Genomic DNA, 13,292 nt, shown 5'->3' with positions numbered 1-13,292 from the left:
TTTGAACAATAGGCTTTTCCCATGCGATAAGAGTGAAATTTCATGCCTGCCAACGCGAGAGAAACGGCAAGGGAAAAGATGATCCAAACCGATCTTGCGACTCTGAGTCGAAGAGCGTTTCTAACCGGAGCTGCCGCTGTAGCGGCGGGCGCGGTGACACCCGCCAGGGGATCGGCCGCGTCAACAAGTGCCCATTCAATACTACAGGTATGGTCCTGCGGCGGTTTGGCCGAGGCCTTCATTCCGGCCAATGCAAGGTACAAGGAGAAGACGGGGGTCGAAATCGCCTATACCGGGGCTTTCGCGGCCGCATTGGGCAAATCGCTGCTGGGCAGCGCCACCACCGAGGTGTTTGGCGGCCGGGTGCTGGACCTGGCCAAAAAGCTGCGCTCGGCCGGCAAGATGATCTATTTCAAGCCACTGTGCTTTACCCGTTATGTCATGGTCACGCCCAGGGGTAATCCCGCAGGCATTTCGGATATCAAAGACCTGGCCCGCCCAGGCGTTAGGGTGATTCTCGCGCCGGATGCCTCTCCTCCCGGGGGACAGGCAGCCATCGGTCTGCTGAAAAAAGCCGGGGTGATGGATCAGGTCATAAATAACACCGTGATCCGAGGAAGCTGCGTGCAACGCACCATGGAAGAGCTGATCGACGGCAAGGGGGATGTGTCGGTGGTAGAATTCCGGCTTACCCGGATGCCGCTCTTCAGGGACCGGTCGGAGGTCATCCCCATTCCGGCCCAATACTTTCCCCCGCCGCCGCTCACTTTTACCATCGGCGTCATGAAAGAGGCCCGGGATCGTGCCCTGGCAGATCGGTACGTGGATTTTATCCTCTCAGAGGAGGGCCAATCCTTTTTTGAACAGGCCGGATTCATCCCCGCCATCTCCGACGAAGGCCGTCAACTGGTCGAGACCCTGGGAGTGAAAGATGCTTGAGACAGCCAGGACGATACCCGCCGTACCGAAAAGCGCCGGCGAAAAAAAGTCTTTTGCAGGGATGGGTCTCATCTGGTGGCGCCGTTTGTGCCAATCGGCCATCGCGGCCGTCATCGGCCAATGGTCCTTTTACGGCATTTTCCGCTGCCCTTTCATCGTGCCTTACGTGAGCTGCCAGAACTGCCCGGTCATTACGTGTCACGGCCGCCTCTTCACCGTCTTTTGGGGATTTTGGTTGCTACTGCCTCTTTCCGTGGTGATTTTTGGAAGGGCGTTCTGCGGATGGGCCTGCCCGGGAGCCCTGGTCAATCAGATGCTGGGGCATCTCGCGCCATTCAAACTGCGCATCCGGCACACCTTTACCCGCATGTTTCCCTATCTGCTGTTGACCGCATCGGCGGCCGCTCTCTATGTCTGGCTGCCGGGAGGTCAACCCCGGGAAGTGGTGCCGATTCGAGTCGGCGGATTTTTCGAATCCATCCGCTTGACCTTTGAGCACGCCAACCTCATCTGGCTCGTACGCACTTTTGTGGTTCTGGGTGTCTTGGCCTTCGGTCTCCTGATGGCCAATGCCTGGTGTCGTTTATTCTGCCCAACGGGCGGGGTTCTGGAATGGATAAAGCCCATTGCCCTTTTCGGGGTCTTCAAAACCGATCGCTGCAATGATTGCAATAAATGCATCAAAGTCTGCCCAATGGGTACGCGACCAGCGGAAGCCAACTGTACCAACTGCTGCGACTGCCTTTCGGCATGCCCCCAGGATGCCATCAAGATCGGTCGACTGCCGAAAGGACGCTAAATGCATCGCCCGAATTCCCGATCCTCCACGGCTCATCATCCCTGCTTCTTTTCAAAAGACCATTCCCGGTATGGCCGCATTCACCTGCCCGTGGCACCTTCGTGCAACATTCAATGTGTCTATTGCCGGCGCGATCATGCGTGCCCCAATGAAAACCGGCCCGGTGTCTGCAGCAGGACAATCACCCCGGACGAAGCGCTGACTCGCTTGGAGATAGCCCTGGCGAACATGCCGTACATCACCGTGGCCGGCATCGCCGGTCCGGGAGATGCATTTGATGATCCGGAACTCACCCTCCGTACTTTCCAGCTCATCCGCCGCGCCCATTCCGATATCGCCTTGTGCGTCTCAACCAATGGCTTGATGATCAAGGAGGTCATCGGCGACCTTCAGGCGCTTGACGTTCGTTTTGTCACGGTCACGATCAACGCTATCGATCCAGGCATCGGGTCACTTCTATACCAAAGGGTCCAGTTCGGGGGAAAAATGCTGCATGGCGTTGAAGCGGCGCAGTTGCTGATCGACCGACAAATGGAAGCGGTTGCTTTGTTGAAAGAGAAGCATTTCACCGTCAAAATCAACAGTGTGGTGGTTCCCGGTATGAACATGCATCATATCCTCTTTCTGGCCAAACGCTTGCATCGGTTGGGCGTGGATCTGATGAACCTGCTGCCCCTCATTCCCCTGCCCGCAACACCCATGGAAAATACCGCGCCGCCATCCACATCGCAAATGAAGAGGCTTCAAATGCAGGCCGGCCGATATGTGCCGCAAATGCGCCATTGCCAGAGGTGCCGGTCGGATGCCGCAGGAAAATTGAATGAGGATCATATGATCCGGTTCGAGTGTTGAAGGAATTCACATGTCTCATTCTCATGCGCTTGAATGAGAATACTCAGAAAGGAAATTATCATCATGAGCGACAATTACCGTTCCATGTGGACCGAACTGGGCCTCGATCTGGAAGCCCACGATGCGCTGCTGGGCGTACTGGGCAGTGCCTACCAGGAGATCTATCTGGCGCAAAAGAACCGCCCCGAAGGCATGGCCTACTTCGATTTCGTCATGAGCGAAGTGCACGGCCTGCGCATCAAGGAGTTGATGGATGAAAAGGCTGCCGGACGCAAAATCGTCGGCTCTTATTGCGTGTTTGTCCCAGAGGAGCTGGTACTGGCGGCCAACGCCACCCTGGTGGGCCTCTGTTCGGGTGCCGATTTCGCCATGGAGGAGGTGGAAAAATTGCTGCCGCGCAACACGTGCGCCCTGATCAAGTCTTCGTTCGGGTTCAAGCTGGGTAAGGTGTGCCCCTACCTGGAGAGCGCGGACATGATTGTCGGCGAAAACACCTGCGACGGCAAGAAGAAAGCCTATGAAACGCTGGGCCAACTGGTGAGCAACCTCTATGTGATGGACCTGCCCCAAGTCAAATCAGAAAACGGCCGGGCATTGCTCCAAAATGAATACTTCCGTTTCAAAACGGCCATGGAAACGCTCACCGGTGTGAAGATCACGGCTGAATCCTTGAAAGCGGCCATCGGCACCGTCAATGCCAAACGGGCTGCCTTACACCGATTGTCAGCTTTGCGGAAAGCAGATCCTGTCCCCGTATCCGGCCTGGATGCCCTATTGGTCAACCAGGTCTTCTTCTACGACAACCCGGCGCGTTTCACAGAATCGGTGAACAAAATCTGCGACGAGCTGGAAAACCGCATCGCGGAGAAAAAGGGCACCTGCCCGGCCGGCACGCCCCGCATCCTGGTCTCCGGCTGTCCCCAGGCTGTTCCCAACTGGAAACTGCCTTTTATCGTGGAGACTTCGGGCGCCGTTATCGTGGGAGAGGAGTCGTGCGTGGGCGAACGGGGCACCCGCAACCTCACCGACGCATCGGGCCAAACGGTCGAGGAGATGATGGCCGCCATCGTGGATCGCTATTACCAGGTGGATTGCGCCATCTTCACCCCCAACCCCGATCGCCTGGCCCATATCGAAGAGATGGCCGCCGCCTACAAGGCCGACGGCGTCATCCATTACGGCTTGCAGTTCTGCCAGCCCTACCTGATGGAAGCCATACCCGTGGAGAAGGCCCTCGAGAAAAAAAATATCCCCTGCCTGCGCATCGAGACCGACTACAGCATGGAAGATGCCGGGCAGCTCAAGACGCGCGTGGAAGCGTTCATCGAACAAATCAAAGGATAGCAAAAGGATGAACGACCGTTTTGCCGGCATCGACATCGGCTCCCGAACGATTGAACTCGTGGTGGTGGATTCAACCGGAGAAATCACCCATCGCCTGAAGACCGATACCGGCTTTGACCCCATGAGCGACACCAAACGCCTGCTCAATGGCATCGAATGCGACCGCATCATGGCTACCGGTTACGGTCGTAATCTTCTGGAAATAGCATTCGAAGCTCCAACGGTGACCGAGATCAAGGCGCACGCCCGGGGAGCCCGCACACTTTTCCCCGAAGCTCGCAGCGTGCTCGATATCGGCGGCCAGGACAGCAAGGCCATCGCCTTGTTCGACAACGGAAAAGTGAAAAAATTTGAAATGAACGACCGCTGCGCCGCCGGCACCGGTAAATTCCTTGAGATCATGGCGCGCACATTGGGTTTTGAGATCGATGCTTTCGGTGACGAAGCGCTTCTGGCGGAAAAAGAAATCACCATTTCGAGCATGTGCACGGTCTTCGCCGAATCGGAGGTCACTTCGCTGATTGCCAAAGGTCAAGATCGCCGCCAAATCGCCCTGGGCCTTCACGCCAGTGTCATGCGCCGGGTGGCGGCCATGATCCAACGGGTATCCCCCTCAGGGGATATTGTATTTACCGGTGGGGTCGCCAAAAACCCGTGCCTGCGTGCCCTGCTGGCGCAGAAACTGGGCCGAACCGTCCTTTACCACGAGCACTCACAATTTGCCGGGGCCCTGGGTGCGGCCTTGCTGGCTCTGGAGTCGCAGTAAACGGTGGAAGACCGATGGCGCCCTCGGGCAATCCGGGACAGACAGGAACGCATGCAGCGGCACCTTCAAAGGGAGCCAAAAACTCTTTTTCGAGCAATAGAAGAAATCAAGCATCTGAATCGTAAGAGGCCGTCTTTACATATGTCAGGATGAAACGGAGTGGGACATCAAAAAAGGAGGTTGAATTGATGCAGGGGAGAAACATTTTTGCGACGCGATGGGGAATCATCGGCGTCGGCGCTGTGATCGGCATTCTGGCCCCGTTGCTTCAGAAACTGGGCAACCCGGGCAACATGGGCATCTGCGTGGCCTGTTTCGAACGCGATATCGCCGGTGCCTTAGGCCTGCACCGTGCAGCGGTGGTGCAGTACATGCGCCCGGAAATCATCGGCTTCGTGATCGGTTCGCTGATCGCCGCCTATCTTTTCAGAGAGTATCGGCCCCGGGTCGGATCGGCACCCATCGTTCGGTTCGTGCTGGGCGTCTTTGCCATGATCGGCGCCCTGGTCTTCCTCGGTTGTCCGTGGCGGGCCGTGCTGCGCCTGGCCGGCGGAGACGGCAATGCGATTCTGGGTTTGTTGGGTTTGACCTTCGGCATCTGGATCGGCACCCTCTTTCTCAAAAAGGGCTACAACCTGGGCCGCACCCAGGCGACCCACGCCGCCGTGGGCTGGATGCTGCCGCTGATCATGATCGGATTCCTGGCTCTGGTGCTGGTCTTTCCCCAAATCAAGGACCAGCCCAGCAGCGGTGTGTTGTTCTATAGTGTCAAAGGGCCGGGCGCCATGCATGCGCCGCTGCTGCTGGCGCTGGTGGTCGGATTGGCCGTCGGTTTTCTTGCCCAGCGGAGCCGCTTCTGCACCATGGGCGCCATTCGAGACACCGTGCTGTTTGGGCAGACCCATCTGCTCTCCGGCTTCGTCGCCCTCGTGGTGGTGGCCTTCGTGACCAATCTGATCCTGGGGCAGTTCAACGCCGGTTTTACCGGGCAACCGGTGGCCCACACCATGCACATCTGGAATTTCGCCGGTATGGCCCTGGCCGGTCTGGCATTTGCGTTGGCCGGGGGATGTCCCGGGCGCCAGCTGTTTCTGGCCGGCGAAGGAGACGGTGATGCGGCCGTATTCGTGATGGGCATGATCGTGGGCGCCGGAATCGCGCACAACTTCGGATTGGCCAGCTCCCCCCAAGGGGTCGGGCCCCATGGCATCGCCGCCGTGGTCATTGGCCTGTTGTCTTGTCTGTTCATAGGGTTTACCATGCGCAAGAAAAGCGTATAAGGAGGTTTGCATGCCTACAACCGTCGATGCGCGAGGGCTATCCTGCCCTCAACCGGTCATCATGACTCTGAACGAAATCAAAAACGGCAAGGACAAAGAGATCGTGGTCCTGGTGGATACCGATACATCCCGGGAAAACGTGACACGGGCCGCCGAAAGCCAAGGTTGCCGGGTGGGTGAGGTCACGCCGGAGGGCGAAGGGTACCGGATCGCCATCACCAAGGGATAAATATCCATGATCGGCTGGTTGAAACGAAAATTGCCGGGGCCTGGGACCCCGGCGGAACCCCAAAGGGAATCATCGTCCGATCGCGGCATCCTGGTGTTCGAAAACACCAGCGAGGTGATCCAGGCGGAGAAGATACTAAAACAGGCCGGCTGGCCGGTGCGGGTCATGGGGCCGCCCCCGGAGATCCGCACCGGCTGCGACCTGGTCATCGAGTTCCCGCTCATCGAAGGGCTCAACATCGTCCGGGAACTGCACCTGGCCGAGCTGGCGCCGTTGAGTGTGGTACCGGTCAGCGCTCCCCTGCTCACCCCCGTCGACCTGTTTCACACCAAGGACTTCGGAGAGTATCTCATGGTACGGGCGGCCAACATGAAAATCACCATTTTCAAGCAGACCCGCACCATCGTCAACATCTCGGGCGGTGGCTGTCCGGACGTGCCCTATCTGGCCGAAAAGATGGTGGGGAAAACGTTGAGCGATTCACCCCGGCCGCGCGATCTGGGCCACACCCTGTGCGGCTATGCCCTGCAGCTGGCTTATGAGGAGCTGCAACGAAAATGATCGGTATCATCGGCACTGTACCAGACCCGGATTTCCCCTTGACCTGCGGAGTGGTGAAATGGGACGGAGACAGCCTGATCATCGACGGCCGGCGTGTAACCGTCAACCGCGGCACGCCCGCCCTGCTCGGCGCCGCCTTGAAAGCCGGCGAAAGCATCGGCGCACCGCCCATTCACGGCATTCTGGTCGGCGATATCGGAAAGGGGGCAGGCAGCCGGCGCCTGTATCAGTTTCTTGAAAACGAGCTGGACCGATGGCCGTTCACGGTGTTGACCTTCCACTATCTGCAACCCGATGTGGACTGGCACAACCGGGTGCTGTTCGCCATCGAACTCATGCGGCAACGCCCGCTGTTGATCGCCGACGCCGGTTTCATGTATGCCGCCAAGATGAGCGGCCAGGCGCCGGCTTACGATTTCTTCACCCCGGATGCGGGCGAACTGGCCTTCCTGGCCGACGAGACCGCCCCCCATCCGTTTTATACCCGCGGCTTCATCCTGCACCAGAACGACAACCTGCCTGAACTGATCCAGCGCGCCTATCAACACGGGAATGCCGCCCGTCATCTTCTCGTCAAGGGCGCCACCGACTATATCGTGGAACAAGGTCGCATCGCGGCCACCGTGAATCACCCCAGTTTCGAGGCCATGGAGGCCATCGGCGGTACCGGCGACACCCTGACCGGACTGCTGACCGTTTTGTGCGCCGCCGGTTACGCCCCCACCCGGGCCGCCCTTCTGGCTGCCCAGGCCAACCGTCTGGCCGGTTCCCTGGCCGATCCCACCCCCGCCACCCAGATCGCCGAACTGATCGTCCACATTCCCGAAGCCCTCGCCCGCCGATTGCATTTTACCGGCAATTGACCGCTCGGCGTGTGGCATCGGCCACCTGTTCCACCCACGCCGGATTTAATGCTTGGCGTTCAGTTTCAATCGCTGGGTCGCGCCGGTCCATGAGTTCGTGACATATGCCATCCCCGGATCCCGGACTTGCATCCATCGCACGGAAATGGGCTTTATTTCCATTGTAACGTAGGCTAAAAGGATCGGGTGCCTTATCTTCGAAGGGGTTGCGGATCAGGCCAGAATGAATTCACGATAGAAACGACCTCCATGATTGCAGTAGAAAACCTGACCAAAACATTCGGCGGCCAAGTGCTTTTCGACCAGGCCGGCTTCAAGATCAACAAGCGTGAACGCGTGGGCCTGGTGGGACGCAACGGCCACGGCAAAACCACCCTTTTCCGCATTCTCATCGGCGAGGAGGAGTATGACGGCGGCACCGTGACGGCTCCGAAGGGATATCGCATCGGCCATGTCCAGCAGCAGTTGGCATTTACCCAGGCCACGGTCCTGGAAGAGGGGATGCTGGGGCTGCCGGAAGACCGGAGCGACCACCACTGGTTGGTGGAGAAGATCCTGGCGGGCCTGGGGTTTTCCGATACCGATATGCAGCGGCATCCCAAGGAGTTTTCGGGCGGATTTCAGGTCCGGCTCAATCTGGCCAAGGTCCTGGTGTCCGAACCCGACCTGCTGCTGCTGGACGAGCCGACCAACTACCTGGATATCACCTCCATCCGATGGATCGAACGCTTCCTGACCAACTGGCCCCATGAACTGATGCTCATCACCCATGACCGCAGCTTCATGGACCGCATCGTCACGCACACCGTGGGCATCCATCGCCAGAAATTGCGCAAGATCGCCGGCAGCACAGAAAAATATTATGCCCAGATCGCCCAGGACGAGGAGATCTATGAAAAGACGCGCCAGAACGACGAACGGCGCGCCAAGGAGATCGAACAGTTCATCACCCGCTTCCGCGCCAAGGCGCGCCTGGCCGGCCTGGTCCAGTCGCGAATCAAGGCCCTGGAGAAGCTCGAAAAGAAGCAGAAATTGACCCAGATGCGGGACCTGGACTTTTCCTTCCGCTGCCTGCCCTTTCGCGGCAAGCAGGTCCTGGGGGTGCGGGGATTGACCTTTGGCTATGCCAACCGCCCCAGGCTGTTCAGCGATCTGGATTTCGTGCTGCACGCCGGTGACCGCCTCTGCGTGGTGGGGCCCAACGGCCAGGGCAAGACGACCCTGCTGCAACTGCTAGCCGGCAACCTGAAACCCGTGAAAGGTGAGATCGTGTTCCACCCCGGCGTGGTCACGGGCTTTTACGAGCAGACCAATATCCAGACCCTCAACGACCGCCACACGGTCGAAGAGGAGATCCTGCTCTGCCATGGGGATCTCAACCGGCAGCAGGCGCGTAACATATGCGGCGCCATGTTGTTCGAGGGCGACGCGGCCCTGAAAAAAATCGAGGTGCTTTCCGGCGGTGAAAAGGCCCGGGTCATGCTGGGCAAGCTGCTGGCCACGCCGTTGAACCTCCTGCTGCTGGACGAACCGAGCAACCACCTGGATATGGAGTCGTGCGACGCCCTGATGGCCGCCATCGACAACTTCGACGGCGCCGTGATCATGGTGACCCATAACGAGATGTTTCTGCACGCCCTTGCCCAGCGCCTGATCGTCTTTCATGAAAACCAGGTCACCCTGTTCGAAGGCAGCTATCAGGACTTTCTGGAAAAGGGCGGCTGGGGAGACGACCCCAACCCGGCCGGTAAAACGGTGGAATCAGAGATTGCCCGTGCGCCGGACCAGCCCAGGATGACCAAAAAAGAGATGCGGCGCATGCGTTCGACCATCATGAGCGCGGACGCCAAGACGCGCAAGGGGTTGGAAAGCGACATTCAAACCACCGAGGCCGCCATAGAAACCGAAGAAAAGCGCCTGGCGAAGCTCAACGAAGAGATGGTCACGGCCGCCCAGGCGCAGAATGGCGACCGTATCGCCCAACTCTCCCGGGACATCCACAAATGCACGGCTGCGATCGAAACCCAATTCGCTTCGCTCGACACCCTTTACAAGCAAAAAGAGACGCTGGACGCACAATTATCCGAAAAGCTGGCCGGACTGGAAGAGTAGCGTAAAAACAGCAGACGATGCTTATTGGTACTTGTCTTTGAGTGCGGCGAGACGGGAAAGATAGCGCTGACGGTACATCAGGCCCTTCTGGTTGTTGATGTCGTAAAAAACATAGTCGAGATGCGGCCGGATATCGAGCCCGTAAGCGTTGAGGCTGGCATCGTTGGCCATGTCCAGAATACGCAAGGCATAGTAGTTGACCAACATGCGCAATTTGCTGTCTCGACGCAGCAGATAGCTGCGCCCGCCCAACGTGTTGAGAAAAAAAGAGGCGTATTGGTAAAGGGTATTGAGCCGCTCGGGCTCCCGGGTCTTGGGATGGATGCGGTCGCAGACGGTCATCCAGGTAAACAAAACGGCCATGGCCGGTTCCACCACCGCCGATTCGCTGGTGAGAATCTCCTTGATCAGGTTGATGCGATCGCGGCCCAGCACCCGGTAAAAGTGGGTCACATTCCGCATCAGAGCGTACAGGTTGTCCATCTCGCCCACGTTGGTCGGTGGGTTGGCGGCCAACCGTTTGAAGACATCGTCGAAGAGCGCTTCGGCCCGCATATTGATACCAGGCCAAATCAGATAGGCCTTGCTGTCCAGATATTGAAAAAAGGCCACTGTCTGGGCCGTGACCTTCTGGCAGTTCACGGCGTCGTCCACGCCCGCCGTCATGGGTTTGTCCGGACCGAACACGGGCGTCAAATCGGATTTGCCGGCCAACCCTTGCGACTGAAGATCGGCCTCCTCGGCCAGTTTGCGGATATCTGCCTCGAGCTTGGCGATCTTTTTCAGGCAGGCGTCCTTTTCTTGTTCCACGGCCGCCTCGATGGCGCGGGTGTGCCACTGGTTCACCAGGTAATATCCGAGCAGGCCGAGGCCCAGGGCGGCAAAGAGGATGATGAGAATTTTGACGGTTTTGTCCATAGGCTACGAAAACGCGTTTGGAAATTGGCATTGTTTCGGATAAGGAGTGTTTACCATACGCCAGCAGGCTTTGGTTTGCAAGGAGAACCTCGCCCTTTCGGCTTTGCGATGGGGAGAGGTTAGAATAAAGGAGGTCGCCCATGTCCTACTTACGACCGGTGCGTTATGCCATCCACATCACGCCGGATTTAAGCCAATTTCGGTTCGACGGGCAGGTCGCCGTCACGTTTGAAACGGATGCGCCCGTCGATCATGTGATCTTGAATGCGCTGGAGCTGGCCATTTGGACGTGTCAAATGGACAAAGGCGAGCGCCGGGTCGACCTTCCATTTGCGCTGGACCCTGCCAGTGAGACTCTGACCGTTCGCCTGCCCGAACCCCAAACCGGCCGCTTCGAGCTCCACATCCAATACCAGGGCATCATCAACGACCGCATGGCCGGGTTTTACCGCAGCCAGGCCACCTATGACGGCCGCACCCACCTTCTGGCCGTGACCCAGTTCCAGGAAAGCTCGGCGCGGCAGGCGTTTCCCTGCATGGATCACCCACGCCAGAAGGCGGTTTTCGAGCTCACCATGACCGTACCGGACCACCTGACGGTATTGGCCAACACCCTGCCCATGAAGGAAGAACAGCTGGATAACGGGCGCAAGCGGGTCACGTTTCAGCCCACGCCGGTGATGTCCACCTATCTCGTCTTTTTCGGTCTGGGGGATTTCGAACTGCAGCGGGACAGGAAAGACGCACGGGTGCGCCTGGCGCACCTGCCGGGCATGGCCCACACCACCGGCCTCGGCCTGGACTTCGGCCGCAAGGCGCTGCAATATTGCGAACGCTACTACGGCATCGACTATCCGCTGCCCAAGATGGACTTGATCGCCGTGCCCGATTTTGCCTTTGGGGCCATGGAAAACTGGGGGGCCATCACCTTTCGGGAAAATCTGCTGCTCAACTTCCCCGAACACACCTCCAAGGCCGGCATCGAACGCATCTGCGAGGTGATCGCTCATGAAATCGCCCACCAATGGTTCGGGAATCTGGTGACGCCCGCCGACTGGAAATATCTGTGGCTCAACGAAAGCTTTGCCACCTATTTCGGCTATGGCGTGGTGGCCCACTACCATCCCGACTGGGGCATTTGGGAGCAGTTCCTGACCACCGAAACCGCCACCGCCCTGACCCGCGACGGCTTGAAGGAAACCTTTGCCATCGAAATTCCCGGCGGCGAGCACGTGGTCATCAACTCCAGCACCGCGCCGATCATTTACAACAAAGGCGCCAGTATATTGCGCATGATCGAAGGGTACATCGGAACCGAGACCTACCAGCAGGGCGTCCGCTCCTATCTCGGCGACCATCAGTACGATTGCGCCGAAAGTTACCATCTGTGGCAGGCGTTTGAAAAGGTATCGGCCCAACCCATCACGGCCATGATGCAGAATTGGATCGGCCAGCCTGGCCATCCCCTGGTCACGGTTTCCCGCAGCGGCAACGAACTGGTTTTGCGACAGCAACGTTTCACCTATCTGGACATGCCCGGTGATCAGGTGTGGCATATTCCCCTCACTATCACGGTATGGACCGGCGACCGCCCAGCCGAAACGCTCTCCCTGTTGATGGATACGGAACGGGCCACGCTGCCCCTGCCGCCCGATTGCCGGGCGTATAAACTCAACAGCCGTCAGTCGGGATTCTACCGTGTGCACTACGAGGACAAGGAGAATTGGGCGGCTCTGGGCGAACTCGTGGCCGGTCAGGTCATGGATGTCGAGGATCGCTGGGGGCTGCAGAACGATCTGTATGCCCTGGTCCGGCAGGCCCGGGTCGAGTTGGGCGCCTGGCTCGATGCATTGGGCCGCTACGGAAACGAGACCGCCTTTTTGCCGTTGACCAGCATGGCGGGCAACCTTTTTCAGGCCCTGCTGATCGCATCCGAGGCCCGGCGGCCGGCGGTCGCAGCCGCAGGCAAGGCCTTGGCCGACCGGGCCCTGAGCCATTGCGGCCTGCGGCCGGCCGAAGACGAACCTCACACCACGGCCATTCTCCGCGACCAACTGCTATGGCAGGCGGCGGTCTGGGGGTTGGATAGCGCCATCGATTTCGCATGCGAACAGTTCGACGCCCTGACGGCCGGCCATCCCACCCATCCGGATATCGCCAAGGCGGTGATGCAGATCGGCGCCTGGACCCGGGGCGAACAGGCCTTGGGCTGGCTGATCCGCCGCTTCGAACAATCGCCCAGCGAACATGAACGCATGAACATCCTGGCCGCGTTCGGCGGCTTTCAGGATTGGCAAGCGGCCCGCAAGGCCCTGGCGCATACCCTTGCCAGCGTGCCGCCGCGCAACCGTTTCATGCCCATCGTGGCAATGGCCGCCAACCCGACCCTTCAAACCCAGTTGTGGCCCTGGTACCTGGAAAACCTCAATGCCCTCGAAGATTTTCATCCCCTGCTCTACGAACGGGTCATCACGGCCATCATCCCGTTCGGCGGGCTGGGCCGGGAAACAGAGGTGCGACACTTCAGCGAAGCCTACATCGCCGAACACCCCTGCCTGGCGGATGCTTTCCGGCTGGCCCTGGAGAACCTGGAGATCAACACGCGGATGCGGAACAGTTGTTAGCAGTG

Annotated in this window: 12 protein-coding genes; 11 read left to right on the top strand and 1 reads right to left on the bottom strand. The window is 59.0% G+C overall.

The window, feature by feature from the left end; all coding sequences use genetic code 11:
• The first annotated feature begins 42 nt into the window (after positions 1-42).
• The 10 genes from DFT_RS00830 to DFT_RS00785 all read left to right on the top strand — a co-directional run bounded on the left by DFT_RS00830 (position 43) and on the right by DFT_RS00785 (position 9,745).
• A complete protein-coding gene (locus tag DFT_RS00830; RefSeq protein WP_200906995.1) occupies positions 43-939 on the top strand; it encodes a substrate-binding domain-containing protein in 897 nt (298 codons plus the stop codon).
• Positions 932-1,738: a 4Fe-4S binding protein gene (locus DFT_RS00825; protein ID WP_200906994.1), complete on the top strand. Its 807-nt coding sequence runs from the start codon at positions 932-934 to the stop codon at positions 1,736-1,738. The genes DFT_RS00830 and DFT_RS00825 overlap by 8 nt, the downstream gene beginning before the upstream one ends.
• Entirely contained in the window at positions 1,739-2,590 is an 852-nt protein-coding gene (locus tag DFT_RS00820) for a radical SAM protein (protein WP_054029352.1), read from the top strand.
• 63 nt (positions 2,591-2,653) lie between these two features.
• Complete coding sequence (locus tag DFT_RS00815) at positions 2,654-3,934, top strand: double-cubane-cluster-containing anaerobic reductase (protein WP_054030038.1); 1,281 nt, start codon at positions 2,654-2,656, stop codon at positions 3,932-3,934.
• A 7-nt stretch (positions 3,935-3,941) separates the two neighbouring features.
• Positions 3,942-4,700 (top strand): acyl-CoA dehydratase activase, encoded by a 759-nt coding sequence (locus tag DFT_RS00810; protein ID WP_054029351.1) that lies wholly within the window; start codon positions 3,942-3,944, stop codon positions 4,698-4,700.
• A 188-nt stretch (positions 4,701-4,888) separates the two neighbouring features.
• Positions 4,889-5,980 (top strand): YedE family putative selenium transporter, encoded by a 1,092-nt coding sequence (gene yedE / locus DFT_RS00805; protein ID WP_054029350.1) that lies wholly within the window; start codon positions 4,889-4,891, stop codon positions 5,978-5,980.
• A gap of 10 nt (positions 5,981-5,990) precedes the next feature.
• Entirely contained in the window at positions 5,991-6,209 is a 219-nt protein-coding gene (locus DFT_RS00800) for a sulfurtransferase TusA family protein (protein WP_054029349.1), read from the top strand.
• Between the two features lie 6 nt (positions 6,210-6,215).
• Positions 6,216-6,770, top strand: a complete 555-nt coding sequence (locus DFT_RS00795; RefSeq protein ID WP_054029348.1) for a putative Se/S carrier protein — start codon at positions 6,216-6,218, stop codon at positions 6,768-6,770.
• Positions 6,767-7,633 carry an NAD(P)H-hydrate dehydratase gene (locus DFT_RS00790; protein ID WP_054029347.1) on the top strand — a complete coding sequence of 289 codons (867 nt, stop codon included), beginning with the start codon at positions 6,767-6,769 and terminating at the stop codon, positions 7,631-7,633. The genes DFT_RS00795 and DFT_RS00790 overlap by 4 nt, the downstream gene beginning before the upstream one ends.
• Positions 7,634-7,882: 249 nt before the next feature.
• Complete coding sequence (locus DFT_RS00785; RefSeq protein WP_054029346.1) at positions 7,883-9,745, top strand: ABC-F family ATP-binding cassette domain-containing protein; 1,863 nt, start codon at positions 7,883-7,885, stop codon at positions 9,743-9,745.
• A gap of 21 nt (positions 9,746-9,766) precedes the next feature.
• Here DFT_RS00785 and DFT_RS00780 read toward each other — a convergent pair whose 3' ends face one another.
• The gene (locus tag DFT_RS00780) at positions 9,767-10,663 is read right to left on the bottom strand and encodes a hypothetical protein (protein WP_054029345.1); all 897 of its coding nucleotides are present in this window, start codon (positions 10,661-10,663) and stop codon (positions 9,767-9,769) included.
• A 140-nt stretch (positions 10,664-10,803) separates the two neighbouring features.
• Between DFT_RS00780 and DFT_RS00775 the strand changes: the two genes are divergently transcribed.
• Entirely contained in the window at positions 10,804-13,287 is a 2,484-nt protein-coding gene (locus tag DFT_RS00775) for a M1 family metallopeptidase (RefSeq protein ID WP_054029344.1), read from the top strand.
• The last annotated feature ends 5 nt before the right edge of the window (positions 13,288-13,292 follow it).

This window comes from Desulfatitalea tepidiphila (assembly GCF_001293685.1).
GTDB classification, from domain to species: domain Bacteria; phylum Desulfobacterota; class Desulfobacteria; order Desulfobacterales; family Desulfosarcinaceae; genus Desulfatitalea; species Desulfatitalea tepidiphila.
Note: the sequence above shows the minus strand (reverse complement) of the source record. Positions and strands in the feature narration are given on the sequence as shown.